Genomic DNA, 18,089 nt, shown 5'->3' with positions numbered 1-18,089 from the left:
GGCGGGACTCGGCCGCGCGCGTGAGCCTCTCGGCCGCCCATCCCAGGAATGAACTCGACGTACTGCCGCCCCACCGGATGGACTTGGGGCATGACGACATCTCCAGAAGAGCTGCTTCCCAGTACACAGCGGGCATTGGTGCACCGGATCGCCGTGGCGCAGTCCGAGGGGCGGGCGCCGTCGCTCGTGGCCGCGGTGGTGCGGGGCGGGCACGCTGTGTGGCACGGCGCACGGACCTCGGTGGACGGGGAGGTCCCCGACGAGACGGTGCAGTACAGGATCGGGTCGATCACCAAGACGTTCATCGCCGTCCTGGTGCTGCGGCTGCGCGACGAGGGTGTGCTCGACCTGGGCGACCCGTTGGAGAAGCATCTTCCGCGCACCGGCGCGGGTGAGGCCACCGTCGCCGAACTGCTCGCGCACACCGGTGGGTTGGCGGCCGAGTCTCCTGCGCCCTGGTGGGAACGCACCCCGGGTTCCCTGCGCCCTGAACTCAGCGACGTCCTCGGTGACCGACCCCTCGTCCATCCCGTCGGTCGGCGGCACCACTACTCGAACCCGGGATACACCCTGCTCGGCGCCCTGGTGGAGCAGTTGCGCGGCGCTCCCTGGGACGAGGCCCTGCGGCGTGAGGTGCTGGAACCCCTGGGGCTTCACCGTACGAGCGCTCAGCCGCAGGCGCCTCACGCGAGTGGCTGGGCCGTACATCCCTGGGCCGACGCGTTGCTGCCCGAGCCCATGGAGGACCTCGGGCGCATGGCGCCTGCCGGACAGCTCTGGTCCACCACCGGTGACCTGGCGCGCTTCGCCGCCTTCCTGGCCCACGGCGACGACCAGGTGCTGAGCGCGGAATCGGTCCGTGAGATGCGGACCCCCGCGGCTCCTGCCGCGGCGGAGGATGTGGCGGGCGGCGCCACGTACGGCCTGGGCCTGCAGATCCAGCACCGTGACGGCAGGCTCCTCGTGGGGCACTCCGGCTCGCTGCCCGGGTTCCTGGCCAACCTCACCATCAGCGTGGCGGACGATGTGGCCGCCGTGGTGCTGGCCAACTGCACCTCCGGCCCGCTGCTGTCCGCGGTGGGTGCCGATCTCGTACGCATCGTCGCCGAGGCCGAGCCGAGGATTCCCGAGCCGTGGCGCCCGCTGCGTGAAGTCGAGCGCTCCGTCCTGGAGTTGGCGGGCCCGTGGTGCTGGGGCACTCAGGCGTTCGCGCTGCGGGTGACGGCTGACGGGCTCATCGCACTGGAGCCGCTCTCCGGCACCGGCCGTCGCGCGCGCTTCCGGTCCAACGGTGACGGCACCTGGGCCGGCCTGGAGGGCTATTACGCCGGAGAGCTACTGCGAGCCGTCCGGCGCCCGGACGGATCCGTGAGCCATCTCGACCTCGGATCCTTCGTGTTCACGCGCCAGCCATACGACGAGGAAGCCCCGGTGCCGGGCGGCGTGGACCCGGACGGCTGGCGCGGCATCGGCTAGAGCGTCGCACGGGACCGAGCCCCGGCCATCCCGCACCCCGATCGCAGGAGCGGCCTGTTTCACGTGAAACAGGCAAACAGGCCGCCCGGCGGCGCTCAGAGCTGGAGCTTGAAGCCCACGTGCGAGGCCTCGAAGCCGAGGCGCTCGTAGAAGCGGTGGGCATCCGTGCGCGACGCGTCGGACGTCAACTGCACCAACTGGCAGCCCTGTGCGCGGGATTCATCGACCGCCCACATGATGAGCTGCGACCCCAGGCCACTGCCTCGCTCGTCGGCGTGGATGCGGACGCCTTCGATGATCGACCGGGTCGAGGCCCGCCTTGACAACCCCGGAATGATCGTGAGCTGGAGCGTGCCGACCACGCGGCTCTCGCGCGTGGCCACGACCAGGCGCTGGTTCGGGTCGGCGCTGAGCCGCTCCAGCGCGGCCAGGTACGGCGCCAGGTCGTCCGGTGACTCGCGCTGCGCGCCCAGCGGGTCGTCGGCGAGCATGGCCACGATGGCGGCGACGTCGTCCGCGACGGCCGCGCGTATTTCAAGATCTCCCATGGCCGCACTCTAGACGTGCGCGCCCAGTCACTCCCCGACCTGCGCCGGTACGCTCAGTGACTCCACGACCTTTACCAGCGGCGCCAATTCGGGGTTCAGGGCCGCCGTGTCGAGGGCTTCCCGCAGCGCCGCGTCATTGGTCGGACGGGCTTCTTCGAGCAGGCGGAGACCCGCGGGAGTGACGTTCGTGTAGATGCCGCGGCGGTCGGTCGGACACAGGTAGCGCTCGAGCAGCCCGCGGTCCTCGAGCCGGGTGACCAGCCGGGTGGTCGCGCTCTGGCTGAGGACGACCGCGTCGGCGACCTGCTTCATCTGCAGATGGCCCCCTTCGCCGTCGTGCTGCCGGCTGAGCACGTCGAGCAGGGAGTACTCGCGCACGCTCAGGTCGTGCTCGGCCTGCAGGGCGCGCTCGATATGCGCCTCGATCCTCCCGTGCAGCAGTGCAAGAGCGGACCAGCCCTGGGCCAGGGCGGTGAGTGCGGGGTCCGTCGCTGTCATTGGCGTTTCCTCCGTCCCGGAGCGGCTGAGACCAGGATAGGGCAGTGCCGCAATTGCCAGCGGTTGCAGTTATGCCGCGTCTGCAACTATTGTGGACGCACGCAAAGCGCTCCTGCAATCGTTTGGGAAGGGTGTACCCCCACATGCCTCTCGCGCTTCTGGCCCTCGCGATCGGGGCCTTCGGAATCGGAACGACCGAGTTCGTGATCATGGGGCTGCTGCCCCAGGTCGCGGGCACCTTCGGGGTCTCCATCTCCTCGGCCGGCCTGCTGGTGACCGGCTATGCGCTCGGCGTGGTGATCGGCGCTCCGCTGATGACCGTGCTCGGCACCAAGATCTCGCGCAAGCGGATGCTCCTGGTGCTGATGGGCCTGTTCATCATCGGCAACCTGCTGTCCGCCGTCGCGCCTGTGTTCGCGGTCATGCTGATCGGCCGCATCGTCGCGTCGCTCGCCCACGGCGCATTCTTCGGCATCGGGTCGGTCGTCGCGGCCGGTCTGGTCGCCCCGCAGAAGAAGGCAGGCGCCATCGCGATGATGTTCACCGGCCTGACCATCGCCAACGTCGTGGGTGTCCCCCTCGGCACGCTCATCGGGCAGAACATCGGCTGGCGCGTGACCTTCGGCATCGTCGCGGCCCTCGGCGTCGTGGGCTTGGCCGGTATCGCCAAGCTGATCCCTGACGTGCCGAGGCCCGAGGGCGTGTATCTGCGCCACGAGCTGGCCGCCTTCAAGAACGCGCAGGTCCTGCTCGCCATGGCGATGACCGTCCTCGGCTTCGGCGGGGTCTTCGCGGCCATCACCTACATCGCGCCGATGATGACGCACGTCGCCGGATTCGCCGACGGCTCCGTCACTTGGCTGCTCGTGCTCTTCGGCCTCGGCATGGTCGGCGGCAACCTCGTCGGCGGTAGGTTCGCCGACCGCGCGCTGATGCCCATGCTGTACGTCTCCCTGAGCGCCCTCGCCCTGGTCCTCGCGCTCTTCACGCTCACCGCGCACAACAAGATCGCGGCCGCGGTGACCATCGTCCTGATCGGCGCCCTGGGCTTCGCGACCGTGCCCCCGCTGCAGAAGCGCGTCCTCGACCAGGCGCACGGCGCCCCGACGCTGGCCTCGGCCGTGAACATCGGCGCCTTCAACCTGGGCAACGCCCTGTCCGCCTGGCTCGGCGGCATGGTCATCGCCGCGGGCTTCGGCTACACCGCCCCCAACTGGGTCGGCGCCGTCCTCGCCGCGGCCGCGCTGCTCCTGTCCTTCCTCTCGGCCGCGCTGGAGCGCCGCGACAACGCCGCCGGCACCGTCGTGACGGGCGCCGCGCCCACCGGAGAGCGGACCGCTGTCCACCCCTGACCCCCTCCGACGGCCGAGGCGGGCGTCGGGTCCGGGCACGGGCCCGCAGCGCGCTCACCTCGGCACCACCCCCTCAGTAATGCCCCAAGGAGTTGTTCCATGAGCACGACCACCGTCGCCCCGCTCACCACCCAGGACGCCGAGACCCTCGTCGCCGAGGCCCGTCGCGCGGCCGAGGCCGCGGGTGTCACCGTCAGCATCACCGTCCTCGACGCCGGCGGCCACCTGCTCGCCTTCCGCCGGGACGACCGCGCCGTGCTGATCTCGGGCGAGACCAGCACCCGCAAGGCCTACACCGCCCTGCAGCTGAACGCCCCCACGGCCGACCTCGTCGACGCCGTCCAGCCCGGTGGCCTCTTCCACACCCTGCCCACCGCCCTCGACCGGCCCCTGCTCTTCATCGCGGGCGGTATCCCGGTCCACCGCGACGGCCACCTGATCGGCGCCATCGGCGTGGGCGGCGGCGCGCCGGAGCAGGACCACGGCTTCGCCCTCGCCGCCGTCGCCGCGCTCGCCTGATCTCGCGGCGACAACGACAACGCCGGTCCCACCTTGGTGCGGGGCCGGCGTTCTGTCGTACGGGGACCTCTCAGGTCGCCGCCACCGTCAGCGGAGCGAACCGGCGCGTCCAGTCCCCGGGCAGTTCCGGGATGCCGTACGTCATCACGTCGCTGGCGCCCACGGCCCGCAGCCCGCGCTCCTTCATCCACGCCAGCAGGTCCTCGTGGCGTACGTCGATGTCGGTGCGCAGCGGCCGGTCGACGTGAGCGGCCAGCGAGGTCACGAGGGCCTTCGCCGTCTCGGTGTCGTGGGCGATCAGCGGCCCGATGACATGGCTGTCCGTGTTCGGCCAGGCGGCCGCGTAGCCGGCGATGCGGCCGTCGCCCTCGGCGACATGGAAGTGGTCGGCGAAGGCCGGCAGCCGCGCGATGAGGGGAGTGCGGTCCGCGCCGAACACCTCCTCGTCGAGCCGGAGAACCGGCGCGAGGTCCTCGGCGGTGGCCGCGCGTGTGGCCACCCCGGATGTTTCCCCGACGGGTAGGAAGTCGCCCTTCACCATCTCCACCCGGCCGACGGCTTTGAAGCCGAGCTCCTCGTACAGCGGACGGCCGTACGGCGTCGCGTGCAGGGTCAGGGGTGTGGGCCCCATCGCCGCGACGACGTGGCGCATCAGCCGGCGTCCGAGGCCCTGGCGGGCGTGCCGCGCGGCGACCAAAACCATGCCGATGGCGCCGAGATCCGGGCGGTCGGGCGGTCCGTACCGCGTGACGACGCACGCTGCGGCGAGACCGCCGGCGGGGTCGTCGATGCCGTAGCCCGTTCCCGCCGTGAGAAGGAAGCCCCACTTGTGTTCCACGCGCAGCCACCCGCGGTCCTCCGACAGGTCGGCGCAGGACATCAGATCTGAGGGCCACAGACGGCGGATCGGGAGAGAGAGGAGGGAAGGAGTCGACACGCAGGTCAGGCTGTCGGAGAGGTGACCCCTGCGTCCAGCGGTTTCGGGTCGGACGTGTGTGCTTCCGGCCAAGTGAACTGCTGTCATGCCCAGGTGAATGAGCGTCATACGAGCGGCAGTTGGGGGAGTGGGGAGGACGTCCTGCGCGACCATCGTGGGGAGGGAAGAGAAGGCTTGTGTGCGCGGTGGTGACCGGTATGGTCGACTCCGGTTCACATCCAGGATGTCGTGCGAACATCCTGACGAGCCGGGGCAGGGCGACGGGACGGAGCGGGCGCAGACCCGCTTTCCAGGTGTTCACGGCTGAGGCATCCGTGTGTGAGGTGTGCCTCGATGGCCCTTATGGGCCGTTCAGCCGGGCTGGGAAGGGCAGTCCGTTCGTGGGGGAGAGCAAGGACCTTCCGATCGAGGAAGCGCGCAGACCGACCAAGAGATGTTCGAGGCGAGGCACACCATGGATGCTCCGACCAGTATGTCGGCGGGCAACGGCCTGTCCGGCGGGGACAACTGGTTCACGCCGCGCACCGAGCCGCCGGGCGGTGACCCGGTGAGGACCGGCGAGCTTCTCCCCGCGGTATGGGGTCAGGGTGCCTCCCCCGGCTCCGACGTCTCGTTGTTCGAGCGACGCGTGCCCGAGCAGCGCTCGGCCGGCCTGGCGCTGCCCTCGGCCGCTCAGGGCTCCTCGGACGCCGCCCTCATCCGGCGCACCATGGGCGCGATCGCGCCCATCGCCGACGAGGTCACCTCGTACTTCTACGCGCTCCTCTTCGTCCGTCACCCCGACCTGAGGTCGATGTTCCCCGTGGCGATGGACGTTCAGCGGGATCGGCTGTTCAAGGCCCTGCTGACCGCGGCCGAGCACATCGACAACCCGCCCGTCCTCGTCGACTACCTGCGGAACCTGGGCCGCGGTCACCGCAAGTACGGCACCCGGGCCGAGCACTACCCGGCCGTCGGGGAGTGCCTCATCGGTGCGTTGAGCAAGTACGCCCACGGCGTCTGGAACGCCGAGACGCAGGCGGCGTGGGTACGGACGTACACGACCATGTCCCAGGCCATGATTGACGCGGCGGCCGCGGACGAGCTGCGCGCTCCGGCCTGGTGGCACGCGGAGATCGTCACCCATGAGCTCAGGACGAGGGACGTCGCGGTGATCACCGTCCGGCCCGACCAGCCGTACGCGTTCCTCGCCGGGCAGTACACCAGCATCGAGACGTCCTGGTGGCCACGGGTCTGGCGGCACTACTCCTTCGCCTGCGCGCCGCGCTCGGACGGACTGCTGACGTTCCATGTGAAGGCCGTCCCCGCGGGATGGGTGTCGAACGCGCTGGTTCATCGTGCCCGACCGGGCGACGTCATCCGTCTCGGGCCGCCGACCGGCTCCATGACCGTGGACCACAGCACCGACAGCGGGCTGCTCTGTCTCGGCGGCGGCACCGGCATCGCCCCGATCAAGGCGCTGGTCGAGGACGTGGCGGAGCGCGGTGTACGCCGCCCCGTCGAGGTGTTCTACGGCGCCCGCACCGACCACGAGCTGTACGACCTCGACACGATGCTCCAGCTCCAGCAGAGCCACCCATGGCTCTCGGTCCGACCGGTCGTCGATGGGCAGGGGCTCCTCCGGCTTCCCGACGCCGTACGCGGACACGGCCCGTGGAACCGGTACGACGCCTATCTCTCGGGGCCGCCCGGGATGATCCGCAGCGGCATCCACGCGCTGCGCGACGTCGGCATCCCGAGGGAGCGCATACGGCACGACTCCGTCGAGGAACTCCTCGTCGCCGGGGGCTGACCGCTCAACCGAGGTCGGGGGCGTGCATGGCCCGTACACCCTCGATGTTGCCGTCCAGATAGTGCCGCAGCGACAGCGGCACGAGATGGACGGACGCGATGCCGACTCTGGTGAACGGCACTCGCACGATCTCGTACTCGCCGAGGGGCTCGTCTACCTCGGGGCCATGGCGCAGGGAGGGGTCCATGGACTCCAGCCGGCAGACGAAGAAGTGCTGCACCTTCACGCCGGTCGCGCCGCCGTCCTCACCGATGTGTTCCACGGTGTCGACGAAGCAGGGCACCACATCGATGATCTTGGCGCCGAGTTCCTCGTACACCTCGCGGTGCAGGGCGTCGACGACGGTCGCGTCCCCCGGTTCGACCCCGCCACCGGGAGTGAGCCAGTAGGGATCGACGCCGGGCTTGGTGCGCTTGATGAGGATCAGGTCGTCGCCGTCCAGCAGGACGGCCCGGGCGGTGCGCTTGACCACGGGTCGGACGGTCATGGTGGGAATGTGGCCCGGCTGGTTCCACGTGAAACATCGCAGAGTGCTGTGGGTCTGCGGCACGGTGTGATGGTCGCGCGGGGATGTTCAGTCCCAGTCCTTGGCCGCCTCCAGGAGCCACTCGTGCGCCCGCGCGATGTGCGGCATGGCGAGCGTGCCGGTCCGCACCACGAGGAATTAGGTGCGCAGGGGCGGCACCACAGGATCGTGGAGCGCCACCACCTCCCCGCTCTCCAGCAGCGGAGCGCACAGATAGCGGGGCAGCACCGCCAGGCCGGCGCCGACGGTCGCGCACGCGAGCACCGCACGCAGGTCGGGAACGATGACGGTGCCCGAGGTCGCCGGGCGCGAGTCGAAGACGGAGGCCCAGTAGCGCGAGACGAACGGCAGCGATTCGTGGACCTCGACGACCGGCAGGTTCTCCAGGACCGGGGCACCCTTGCGGCACAGCGCACCGGGTCCGATCACCTCGGCCCAGCGCGGGGAGGCGATCAGCACATGCTCCTCGTCGCACAGAGCGGTCGCGGTGAGCAGCGCGCCGCGCGGACGGGCCGCGCTGATGGCCAGATCGTGGTGTCCGGCGGCCAGCCCCTCCAGCGTCTCCTCGGCGTTCCCGAAGGAGGCGCGCAGGGTGTATCCCTGGCCGTCCTCCCCGGCGAGTTCGGTGAGCGCGGGAAGCGCGCGTTCGGCCGTGAATTCGGGCGGTCCGGCGAGATGCAGGGTGCGTAAAGAGGATTCGTCATCGAGGCCGGTCTCGGTTATCTCGACCAGGGCGTCGAGATGAGGCGCCGCCTTGTGGGCGAGTTCGTCACCGATCGTCGTAGGAGTCACGCCGCGGGCCTGCCGGAGAAACAGCGGGCGGCCCAGTTGCCGCTCCAGCGTGCGGATCTGCGAGGTGACGGCTGGCTGCGAGAGACCGAGGAGTGCGGCGGCACGAGTGAAGGAGCCGGCCCGGTGCACGGTCACAAAGGTACGCAGCAACGCAAGATCCACGGCATCCCCCCTTTCCCTGTCCTGCTCACTCTTCCTGGGGCGTGGGCCAACTATAAATAAGTCGATAGGCCTCTGTCGCTACCGTGATTGGACACTGACGCAGAGTCAACTAGCCTTGTCTGCACGGTTCTTCGCGCGCAGAACCGGGACGGTCCGAGCCACGAGGGGGGAGGCTCGGACCGTCCGTCGTACGCAGCGGGGGCTCGACCCCGCCAGCCGTCATCCGGTCATTCCGCCGACTCGTCCAGCGCCCGAAGCACATCGGCCACCAGATCCTCGGCGTCCTCGGCTCCCACCGACAGGCGGATGAAGCCCTCCGGCACCGCGTCTCCGCCCCAGCGGCCGCGCCGTTCCGCCGTGGAACGCACGCCGCCGAAGCTCGTCGCGTCCTCCACCAGCCGCAGGGCCTGAAGGAAACGCTCGGCCCGCGCGCGCGAGGGCAGCGTGAAGGAGACCACCGAGCCGTAGCGGCGCATCTGCTGCGAGGCGATCTTGTGCGAGGGGTCGTCGGGCAGCCCCGGGTAGCGCAGCCCGGTCACCTCGGGCCGCTCGCGCAGGGCGTGGGCGACGGTGAGGGCGGTCGCGTTCTGCCGGTCCACGCGCAGTTGGAGCGTGGCGATGGAGCGGTGCGCGAGCCAGGCCTCCATGGGACCGGATATCGCCCCCACGATCTTGCGCCAGCGGCGTACGGCGCCCATCGCCTCGGCGTCGCGGCCCACGACGTAACCGAGGAGGACGTCCCCGTGGCCGGTGAGCTGCTTGGTGCCGCTCGCCACGGAGAAGTCGGCGCCCAACTCCAGTGGGCGTTGCCCGAGCGGCGTCGCGAGCGTGTTGTCGACGGCGACGAGGACCCCGCGCGCGTGGGCGGCCTCGGCGAGCCTGCGGATGTCGCACACGTCGAGCCCGGGGTTCGACGGCGTCTCGATCCACAGCAGCCTCGCGCCGTCGAGGGCGTCGAGCTGCGCGTCGCCGCCCGTCGGCGCGGTGCGCACCTCGATGCCGTACGCCTCCAGCTGGGCCCGCACCAGGGGCAGCACCTGGTAGCCGTCCGAGGGCAGCACGACCGTGTCCCCCGCGCGCAACTGGGAGAACAGCACCGCGGAGATCGCGGCCATGCCCGAGGCGAACACGAGCGTCTCGGCGTCGTCCCGCCCGGGCGCCTCCAGCTCGCCGATGGCGCGCTCCAGCAGCGTCCAGGTCGGGTTGTCGTCGCGGCCGTAGGCGTACGGCCCCGTCACCTCGCCGGGCAGGTGGAAGTGAGCGGCGAAGACCGGACCGGGCAGCGTCGGCTCGTGCTTGACCGGCTCGGGCAGTCCGGCGCGGACCGCCCGCGTGCCCTCACCGGCGGATCCGTGGTCCATGGCGCTGTCGCTCATGCGGCCCGTCCCTCCAGTTCCTCCCGTACGGCGGCGAGCAGTCCGACGCTCGCCCTCTCCACCATGCCGAGGCAGTCCTCGAAGCCGTCCATCCCCCCGTAGTACGGGTCGGGTACGTCGAGGTCGCCACCGGCGGCGGGGTCGTAGGAGCGGAGCAGCCGCACCTTGCACGCGTCCTCCTCCGTGGGGGCGAGGCGGCGCAGCGCCTTGAGGTGGCCGGCGTCCAGGGCGATCACCAGGTCGAGGCGGGAGAACCACGACGCCTGGAACTGGCGGGCGGTGTGGCCGCTGCCGTAGCCGTTCTCCTCCAGTACGGACACCGTGCGCGGGTCGGCGCCGTCGCCCTCGTGCCAGCCGCCGGTGCCGGCGCTGTCGATCTCGATGCGGTCCGCGAGATCCGCCTCGGCGACGAGGGCGCGCAGGACCGACTCGGCCATCGGCGAGCGGCAGATGTTGCCGGTGCAGACGAGACAGACGCGGTAGGTCATCGCGATCAGTCCTTGCCGTCGGGCAGGACGAGGTTGAGCGCCCAGGAGACGACCGAGATGATCAGGCCGCCGAGGACGGCGGTCCAGAAGCCGTCCACGTGGAAGCCCACGTCGATCTGGTCGCACACCCATGAGGTCAGCAGCAGCATCAGGGCGTTGACCACCAGGGTGATCAGGCCGAGCGTCAGGACGAACAGCGGGAACGTCAGCAGCTTCACGATCGGCTTGACCAGGAAGTTCACCAGGCCGAAGACCAGAGCGACGATGATCAGCGTGACGGTCTTCGCGCCGGTGCTGCTCCCGGTGAGCGTGATCTTGTCGAGCAGCCATACGGCGACGGCCAGGGCCCCCGCGTTGGCGATCGTCTTGACTAGGAAATTCTTCATGTGTCTGATCGTGGCAGACGAGACCGGCGACGAGCAGTGGGGCGAGGGCGGGCCAGGGCGATGAAGGCATTCCGGTTGGACGAACTGGAGACGGAGCGGGCCGCGAACGAGGGGGCGTACCTGCAGTTCCTGCGGGAGCGGAACATGTCGGTCGGGCTGTACGCCCTCGACGCCGGCGAGCACGACCCGCAGAAGCCGCACACCCAGGACGAGGTGTACTTCGTCGTGAGCGGCCGCGCCTCGATCACGGTCGGCCTGGAGACCACGCAGGTCGCGCGCGGGAGCGTGATCTACGTGCCGGCCGGGGTCGCCCACAAGTTCCACCACATCAGCGAGGACCTGAGGGTCCTGGTGGTCTTCTCTCCGCCTGAGGCGTGACCCGTTCTCTCAGGGTTCCCTAGGGGACCGGTCAGGGGAGGACAAGGGATGCGGAGCCCCCGCGAGGGCCCCGCGCGGCCCTAGCATCGACGGTGAGACATCGAGACCGCGAGTGCTGGACTTCGAGGCCGCACACGAGCGCAAAGGACGAAGGCAATGCGAGAGATCTTCGCTGGACTGCCGTGGTGGGTGAAGTGGATCGCCGTGCCGGTCATCGCCCTGGTCGTCTTCGGCGGCCTGATAGCCACGGTGGTCGGCTTCGTGATCGCTCTGCTCTTCAAGGCGCTGATCTTCGTGGCGCTGGTCGGCGGACTGATCTGGGTGGTGCGGAAGTTCACCTCGAACTCCTCGTCGCGCAGCGACTGGTGAGGACGGCTGGGGACACGGTGACAGGGTGACGAGGTAACGGGAATCACCGGTTCCCTCGCGCGGGGGAAGTTTCCGCGGCTCCCGCCCGTGCGGGGTGGCCGGCGGTTACAGTCCGGAGTTCGACGCGGGGTCATGCCCCGCGGGCGGCGTACACCCCCACCCGTGTTCCCCGCACGGGCTGCCCCCCTCGCGCTTCGGGAGTGCCCCTTGGCCACGGTCGACACCGGACCCGCAGAATCGCACGCACCCCCTGCCCGGCTCCGCTCTGCCACAGCGCCCTTGCAGCGGACCTCCCCACTGGCCGTCCCGGAGCAGCCCTCCGCGACGCTCATCGGTTCGGTGCAGCGCGCCATGCGCCTGCTGGAATCGGTCGCCGAGCACGAGCACGGCGCCCCGGCCAAACAACTCGCGCGCCTGACCGGCATCGCGCTCCCGACGGCCTATCACCTGCTGCGTACCCTCGTGCACGAGGGCTATCTGCGGCGTGACAAGGGCCTGTTCTTCCTCGGTGAGGCCGCGGAGCGGCTGAGCAGCAGCGGCGCGAAGCAGAAACGTCGCAGCACGGTGGCCAGCACACTCGCCCACTGGCGGGATTCCATCGGGGTGCCGGTGTACTACGCGGTCTACCGCGAGGGCGAGATCGAGGTCATGTGCGTCTCCGACACACCGGGCAACCCGGCGGTAGAGGAATGGGCCGACTTCCGCGAGACGGGGCACGCGCACGCCATCGGCCAGTGCCTGCTGTCCCAACTGGACGAGGAGGGCCGCCGGGACCATCTCGACCGCTATCCGGTGCAGTCCATCACTCCGTACACCGTGCGCGACGGCCACAGCCTGATGCGGCGGCTGGAGCGGATGCGGCGGATGGAGACGGTGACGGAGCGGCAGGAGTACGCGCTGGGGACCGCCTGCGCCGCGATCCCGATCACGGTCGGCACCACGGCGGCCACGATGGCCATCTCGCTCCCCGCCCACCAGGCGGACCGGCTGCTGCCCGCCGTACGGCAGCTCCAGGCCGAGGTCGGGCGTCATCTGGGGTCACTGGCGATCTCTATCAGTATCTGAAAACTTACTCCTTGTGATCTGGTGTACACGTTCAGCAAGATGCCACCAGTATCAGAGGGATCATTCCCAGCCAGTCGGTGTCATATGACGGGGTAGGCGATGCGCGAGTCGGTACAGGCAGAGGTCATGATGAGCTTTCTCGTGTCCGAGGAGCTCTCCTTCCGCATCCCGGTGGAGTTGCGCTACGAGACCTGTGATCCCTACGCCGTGCGGCTCACCTTCCATTTGCCCGGGGATGCCCCCGTCACCTGGGCGTTCGGGCGTGAGCTGCTGATCGACGGGGTGGGCCGGCCGTGCGGGGACGGCGATGTGCACATCGCCCCCACGGATCCCGAGGTGCTCGGTGAGGTGCTGATCCGGCTTCAGGTGGGCAGCGACCAGGCCGTGTTCCGGTCCTCCGCGCCGCCGCTGGTGGCGTTCCTGGACCGTACGGACAAGCTGGTGCCGCTGGGCCAGGAAGGCGCGCTGGCGGACTTCGACGCCCACCTCGAGGATGCTCTGGACCGTATCCTGGCCGAGGAGCAGAGCGCCGGCTGAAGCGTTACGGCAGTCACGGGTGCGGTGTTCCGCCGCGCCGTTCACCGTCTGCAGGAACGCTTCTGCACTGCCGTTTCGCTCAGGACTGCCCTTCCGCTCAGGCCGGCGATGTCAGCGCTTGCGGCGCCGGCCCCGGCCACCGCCGTTCGCCGCGGCGGTGGCCTGCGCCGCCGGGGCCGGCTGCTGCCCGGGCCGGTCCGCCGAGACCACGAGCGCTGCCAACGCCGTGGTGACCGGGACCGAGGCGACCAGGCCGATCGAGCCGACCAGCGTGCGCACGATCTCCTCGGCCACCAGCTCACTGCCCGCGACCGCCCCCACACTGCTGCGCGCGATCGAGAAGAGCAGCAGCAGGGGCAGGGCGGCACCGGCGTAGGCGAGGACGAGGGTGTTGACGACGGACGCGATGTGGTCCCGGCCGATGCGGATACCGGCCCGGTACAGCCCGCGCCAGCCCATCGTCGGATTGGCCTCGTGCAGCTCCCAGACGGCCGATGTCTGGGTCACCGTCACATCGTCGAGCACACCCAGCGAACCGATGATGACGCCGGCGAGCAGCAGACCGCTCATGTCGATGGACGGGTACAGCCCGTGGATCAGGCCGGTGTTGTCGTCCGTGTTGCCGGTCAGCGCGGCCCAGCCGATGAATCCCGAGCCGAGGACGCCGATCAGCGACAGCGAGACGAGCGTGCCCAGGACCGCCACCGACGTGCGTGCCGACAGGCCGTGGCACATGTAGAGGGCGATCAGCATGATGGCGCTCGACCCGACCACCGCCACGAGCAGGGGGTTCGAGCCCTGCAGGATCGCGGGCAGGATGAAGAGGGTCAGCAGCAGGAAGCTGACGGCGAGTGCGACCAGCGCCATGACGCCGCGCATCCGGCCCACCACCACGACGGCGAGCGCGAAGATGCCGGCGAGCAGAGCCATCGGGAACTGCCGGTTCACATCGGTGACCGCGTACTGGAGTTCCTTGGGCGCCGCGGGCTCGTACGCGACCACGACCTTCTGGCCCTCGTGCAGCTGGCGCGTCTGGTCCGGGCGCACGATCTCCGTGAACGTACGGCCCGTGTCCTTGCCGGTATCGACGCGGACGGTGGCCTTCTTGCAGATGCCGTCCGCCTGCTGCTGGGGTGAGTTGCCGTCGGGAGCGGAGACATCGCCCGACGGGGCGGCCGACCCCGAGGCGTTCACCGACTTGCAGCTCACCTCGACGACCTTGGTGACCGAGGCCTGCTGCGTCTGCCGGTCGAAGCCGACGCCGGTGCGCTCGTGCGGTGGGGCACCGCCTGGCCAGAGCACCACGAGCCCCACGACGACGGCTGCGGTGAACGGGATCAGGATGGCCGCGATGACCTTGCGCAGATGCTTGGACACGGGCGCGGCGGGGCCGTGACTGTGACTGTGTGAGTGGCCGTGACCGCGGCCCGGCGCAGGGCCGTGTCCGTGCCCGTGGCCACCGGCAGGACCGTGGTCGTGCCCATGGCCGCTTGAGGGCCCGTGCCTCTGCCCGTGCCCCTGGGCGCCCCCTGGTCCCGCGCCCGCGTGCTGGTGTCCGTCGCCCGGTCCGGGACCGTGTCGGCGCGGTGGCTCAGGCGGCGGGTACGGAGGCTGCTGCGTCGTGGTCACCGACCGATCATCGCAAGAACGGTAGGGGCCCACTGTTCACCGCGCCCGAATTGACGCTAGCGTGGAGGCACCTTTGCACACGCGGGAGCTCGGAGCACCGGGCTGAGAGGGCGCTGACCTCCGTATTCGCGATGTTTCACGTGGAACGAGTGATGTTTCACAGGGAACACCGGCTGACGGAATCCGCTGCGTCGACCGCCGAACCTGTTACCGGGTAATGCCGGCGTAGGGAGTAGGTCTCATGACCATCAAGGACGCACGCACGCCTGCCTCCGTCCAGGACGAACAGTCCCCGGAGGCCGGGAAGTCCATCGGCTGGCACAAGGGGTATGTCGCGGGCTCCCGCCCCGACCTGCGCGTGCCGGTCCGTCAGGTGCATCTCACCAACGGGCAGTCGGTCACGCTGTACGACACCTCCGGCCCGTACACCGATCCGCACGTCGAGACCGATGTCCGGCGCGGCCTGGCGCCGCTGCGGGAGAACTGGATCACAGCCCGAGGCGACACCGAGGAGTACGCGGGACGCCCCGTCCGGCCCGAGGACGACGGCATCAAGCACACCTCGCCACGCGGCGGACTGCGCAACCTGGACGCGGTTTTCCCCGGGCGGCCACGGCAGCCACGCCGCGGTCGTGACGGGGCCGCGGTCACCCAGCTCGCGTACGCGAAGCGCGGCGAGATCACGCCCGAGATGGAGTTCGTGGCGCTTCGCGAGAACGTCTCTCCGGAGGTCGTCCGCGAGGAGATCGCGGCGGGACGGGCGGTGCTGCCCGCCAACGTCAACCACCCGGAGATCGAGCCGATGATCATCGGTAAGCGATTCCTGGTGAAGGTCAACGCCAACATCGGCAACTCGGCGGTGACGTCCTCCATCGAGGAGGAGGTCGAGAAGATGACCTGGGCGACCCGCTGGGGCGCCGACACGGTCATGGACTTGTCCACCGGCCGCAACATCCACACCACCCGCGAGTGGGTGCTGCGCAACTCCCCCGTTCCCATCGGTACGGTGCCGCTCTATCAGGCCCTGGAGAAGGTCGACGGCAAGGCCGAGGAACTGACCTGGGAGATCTACAAGGACACGGTCATCGAGCAGGCCGAGCAGGGCGTGGACTACATGACGGTCCACGCGGGCGTGCGCCTGCCGTACGTGCCGCTCACCGCGAACCGCAAGACGGGCATCGTCTCGCGGGGCGGCTCGATCATGGCCGCGTGGTGCCTGGCGCACCACAAGGAATCATTCCTCTACGAGAACTTCGAGGAACTCTGCGAGATCCTCGCCGCCTACGACGTCACCTACTCGCTGGGCGACGGTCTGCGGCCCGGCTCGATCGCGGACGCCAACGACGAGGCGCAGTTCGCGGAATTGCGGACGCTCGGGGAACTCAACCGGATCGCCAGGCGTTTCGATGTACAGACGATGATCGAGGGCCCGGGACATGTCCCGATGCACAAGATCAAGGAGAACATCGACCTTCAGCAGGAGATCTGTGATGAAGCTCCGTTCTATACCCTTGGCCCGCTGACGACGGACGTCGCGCCGGCGTACGACCACATCACCTCCGGCATCGGTGCCGCGATGATCGCCTGGTGGGGCACGGCCATGCTCTGCTATGTCACGCCCAAGGAGCACTTGGGCCTGCCCAACCGTGACGACGTCAAGACCGGCGTCATCACCTACAAGATCGCCGCCCACGCAGCCGACCTCGCCAAGGGGCACCCAGGTGCGCAGGAGTGGGACGACGCTTTGTCCGACGCCCGGTTCGAGTTCCGGTGGGAGGACCAGTTCAACCTCGCCCTGGACCCGGACACGGCACGGGAGTTCCACGACGAGACCCTGCCGGCCGAGCCTGCCAAGACGGCTCACTTCTGCTCGATGTGCGGGCCGAAGTTCTGCAGCATGAAGATCTCGCAGGACATCCGCCGCGAACACGGCGGCGCTCGGGCCGAGATCGAGGAGGGCATGGCCCGGAAGTCGGAGGAGTTCGCGGCGGCCGGAAACCGCGTGTACCTGCCGATCGCCGACTGACCGGCCCGGAGGGTGGGTCCGGATCGCTGCCCGGCACATGTCCGGAAAGCGATGCCGGTCCGTGCCGTCCCGGCCGTGGGAGGCCGGGTGCTCGGTTCCGCCGTCGGGCGGGACCGGGTGCCCGGGCCCGCTTCTCTCGGCGGACGCCGGCCGGAGTCATTCCGGCTGGTTGTCCGGGCCTCCGAAGTCCGGGCCTCCGAAGTCCGGGCCTCCGAAGTCCGGGCTCGAGTAGTCAGGGCTGCTGAACCTCGGGTGCGGGCGGGACGCGGAGCCGTCGTCGGGGCTGCTGAAGCCGGGGCGGTCGTAGCCCAGGCGTGGCATGCGTCCGGCCGGTGCCAGTGGATGGGTGCGCGGGACCGTGGCCGCTCCGGGTTCGGCGAGTGCCTCGCGGAGGAAGGGCAGTATGCCGCGCTCCAGCAGGGCGTCGCCCCAGGCCTCCCTGGCGCGGGTGAGATCCGTGTTCGCCGCTCCGTACGGTCCCGCCTCCAGCGAGGGGCTGTTGCGCAGGGCGGTGAGCAGCAGCCCGGCGGCGGCGACGAGGATCCCGGCCGCGGTCAGCGCGCCGAACGCCCAGCCCGCGGTCAGCATGGTCCGGGCGAACGCCGGCTCGGGGTCGAGCATCTTCAGGATGTAGCCGACGAGCAGGAATATCGCCGCGGCCGTCCCGGCGAGAACGGGCGCGAGCACGGCGACGACGGCGATGGCACCCGCGCCGGTGCTCTCGGCGGCCTCGCCGAGGGAGGTGGCGAGTCCCATCGCGCCGCCGACCGGCTCTCCGGAGCCGGACGCATGTCCGGACGGCGCGGTGGCCGGCGTCGGGCGGCGCAGGTCCTCGCGGACCTTCACGTAGTGCTGGTACTCGGTCGCCGCGGCCGCGGTGATGAGCGCGGTGGCGTTGAGGGCCATCGTGCGCAGTTGTTCGGAGTTGAGCCGCTGTCCGACAGCGGCGAGTTCCGGACGGTGCGGGGCGGAGCGCAGCGCCTCATCGAGGAGCCGCTCGTACTCCTGGCGGTCCTCGCTCAGCAGGTGCTGCGGAACGCTGTTCATGTGCATCCCCCGATGCTCCGTAAGGCTTGGGGCTCGCACGCCGACGAGCCCGTCGGGCAGAAACGGAGGGGAGCCTGCTACGGATAAGCCGATGGTAGAGCGGTGACGGCTCGGGGCGACAGGGGGTGCCGGAAATTGGGTCAGGACCCGCACACGCGCCGTCGGGGGACGCCTGCCCGGCGAACG

18 protein-coding genes, 1 pseudogene and 1 riboswitch are annotated in these 18,089 nt (G+C 70.1%); of the genes and pseudogenes, 9 read left to right on the top strand and 10 right to left on the bottom strand.

Features of this window, described 5'->3' with window-relative positions; genetic code table 11:
- Positions 1-90 precede the first annotated feature (90 nt).
- Entirely contained in the window at positions 91-1,476 is a 1,386-nt protein-coding gene (locus tag QFZ74_RS15540) for a serine hydrolase (protein WP_307621400.1), read from the top strand.
- 95 nt (positions 1,477-1,571) lie between these two features.
- On the opposite strand, the gene QFZ74_RS15535 is transcribed toward QFZ74_RS15540, so the two are convergent.
- Both QFZ74_RS15535 and QFZ74_RS15530 read right to left on the bottom strand, forming a co-directional pair.
- Positions 1,572-2,024: a GNAT family N-acetyltransferase gene (locus tag QFZ74_RS15535; RefSeq protein ID WP_307621399.1), complete on the bottom strand. Its 453-nt coding sequence runs from the start codon at positions 2,022-2,024 to the stop codon at positions 1,572-1,574.
- Positions 2,025-2,051: 27 nt separating this feature from the next.
- Positions 2,052-2,522, bottom strand: coding sequence for a MarR family winged helix-turn-helix transcriptional regulator (locus tag QFZ74_RS15530; protein ID WP_307621398.1), 471 nt, complete (start codon positions 2,520-2,522; stop codon positions 2,052-2,054).
- A gap of 143 nt (positions 2,523-2,665) precedes the next feature.
- Here QFZ74_RS15530 and QFZ74_RS15525 point away from each other — a divergent pair, with 143 nt between their 5' ends.
- The gene (locus tag QFZ74_RS15525; protein ID WP_307621397.1) at positions 2,666-3,874 is read left to right on the top strand and encodes an MFS transporter; all 1,209 of its coding nucleotides are present in this window, start codon (positions 2,666-2,668) and stop codon (positions 3,872-3,874) included.
- Positions 3,875-3,973: 99 nt separating this feature from the next.
- A complete protein-coding gene (locus QFZ74_RS15520; protein ID WP_307621396.1) occupies positions 3,974-4,393 on the top strand; it encodes a heme-binding protein in 420 nt (139 codons plus the stop codon).
- Positions 4,394-4,463: 70 nt separating this feature from the next.
- On the opposite strand, the gene QFZ74_RS15515 is transcribed toward QFZ74_RS15520, so the two are convergent.
- Positions 4,464-5,330 carry a GNAT family N-acetyltransferase gene (locus tag QFZ74_RS15515; protein ID WP_307621395.1) on the bottom strand — a complete coding sequence of 289 codons (867 nt, stop codon included), beginning with the start codon at positions 5,328-5,330 and terminating at the stop codon, positions 4,464-4,466.
- 433 nt (positions 5,331-5,763) lie between these two features.
- Between QFZ74_RS15515 and QFZ74_RS15510 the strand changes: the two genes are divergently transcribed.
- Positions 5,764-7,122, top strand: coding sequence for a globin domain-containing protein (locus QFZ74_RS15510; protein ID WP_307621394.1), 1,359 nt, complete (start codon positions 5,764-5,766; stop codon positions 7,120-7,122).
- A 4-nt stretch (positions 7,123-7,126) separates the two neighbouring features.
- Here the strand turns inward: QFZ74_RS15510 and QFZ74_RS15505 are convergent, their stop codons facing one another.
- The 5 genes and pseudogenes from QFZ74_RS15505 to QFZ74_RS15485 form a co-directional block, all read right to left on the bottom strand.
- Positions 7,127-7,609 (bottom strand): NUDIX domain-containing protein, encoded by a 483-nt coding sequence (locus QFZ74_RS15505; RefSeq protein ID WP_307621393.1) that lies wholly within the window; start codon positions 7,607-7,609, stop codon positions 7,127-7,129.
- Positions 7,610-7,696: 87 nt separating this feature from the next.
- A pseudogene (locus QFZ74_RS15500) lies at positions 7,697-8,602 on the bottom strand (LysR family transcriptional regulator).
- 227 nt (positions 8,603-8,829) lie between these two features.
- On the bottom strand, positions 8,830-9,978 hold the full coding sequence (locus tag QFZ74_RS15495; RefSeq protein ID WP_307621392.1) for a cystathionine gamma-lyase: 1,149 nt from the start codon (positions 9,976-9,978) through the stop codon (positions 8,830-8,832).
- A complete protein-coding gene (locus QFZ74_RS15490; RefSeq protein ID WP_307621391.1) occupies positions 9,975-10,466 on the bottom strand; it encodes a low molecular weight protein-tyrosine-phosphatase in 492 nt (163 codons plus the stop codon). The genes QFZ74_RS15495 and QFZ74_RS15490 overlap by 4 nt, the downstream gene beginning before the upstream one ends.
- A 5-nt stretch (positions 10,467-10,471) precedes the next feature.
- A complete protein-coding gene (locus QFZ74_RS15485; RefSeq protein ID WP_307621390.1) occupies positions 10,472-10,852 on the bottom strand; it encodes a phage holin family protein in 381 nt (126 codons plus the stop codon).
- A 60-nt stretch (positions 10,853-10,912) separates the two neighbouring features.
- On the opposite strand from QFZ74_RS15485, the gene QFZ74_RS15480 reads away from it, so the two are divergent.
- From QFZ74_RS15480 to QFZ74_RS15465, 4 genes are all read left to right on the top strand, one after another.
- Positions 10,913-11,230: a cupin domain-containing protein gene (locus QFZ74_RS15480; RefSeq protein WP_307621389.1), complete on the top strand. Its 318-nt coding sequence runs from the start codon at positions 10,913-10,915 to the stop codon at positions 11,228-11,230.
- 156 nt (positions 11,231-11,386) lie between these two features.
- Positions 11,387-11,599: a DUF5326 family protein gene (locus QFZ74_RS15475; protein WP_307621388.1), complete on the top strand. Its 213-nt coding sequence runs from the start codon at positions 11,387-11,389 to the stop codon at positions 11,597-11,599.
- Positions 11,600-11,806: 207 nt separating this feature from the next.
- On the top strand, positions 11,807-12,664 hold the full coding sequence (locus QFZ74_RS15470; RefSeq protein WP_373462391.1) for an IclR family transcriptional regulator: 858 nt from the start codon (positions 11,807-11,809) through the stop codon (positions 12,662-12,664).
- Positions 12,665-12,763: 99 nt separating this feature from the next.
- On the top strand, positions 12,764-13,201 hold the full coding sequence (locus QFZ74_RS15465) for an SsgA family sporulation/cell division regulator (protein ID WP_307621386.1): 438 nt from the start codon (positions 12,764-12,766) through the stop codon (positions 13,199-13,201).
- 111 nt (positions 13,202-13,312) lie between these two features.
- Here QFZ74_RS15465 and QFZ74_RS15460 read toward each other — a convergent pair whose 3' ends face one another.
- Positions 13,313-14,830: a YibE/F family protein gene (locus QFZ74_RS15460; protein WP_307621385.1), complete on the bottom strand. Its 1,518-nt coding sequence runs from the start codon at positions 14,828-14,830 to the stop codon at positions 13,313-13,315.
- A 71-nt stretch (positions 14,831-14,901) separates the two neighbouring features.
- Positions 14,902-15,079, top strand: a riboswitch (TPP riboswitch).
- On the opposite strand from QFZ74_RS15460, the gene thiC reads away from it, so the two are divergent.
- Positions 15,072-16,856, top strand: coding sequence for a phosphomethylpyrimidine synthase ThiC (gene thiC / locus QFZ74_RS15455; RefSeq protein ID WP_307621384.1), 1,785 nt, complete (start codon positions 15,072-15,074; stop codon positions 16,854-16,856). (Overlaps the previous riboswitch by 8 nt.)
- A 156-nt stretch (positions 16,857-17,012) precedes the next feature.
- Here thiC and QFZ74_RS15450 read toward each other — a convergent pair whose 3' ends face one another.
- The gene (locus QFZ74_RS15450) at positions 17,013-17,909 is read right to left on the bottom strand and encodes a hypothetical protein (RefSeq protein ID WP_307621383.1); all 897 of its coding nucleotides are present in this window, start codon (positions 17,907-17,909) and stop codon (positions 17,013-17,015) included.
- Positions 17,910-18,089 lie beyond the last annotated feature (180 nt).

The organism is Streptomyces sp. V3I7, from assembly GCF_030817495.1.
Lineage (GTDB): Bacteria > Actinomycetota > Actinomycetes > Streptomycetales > Streptomycetaceae > Streptomyces.
This window is presented reverse-complemented; position numbering and strand designations above follow the sequence as displayed.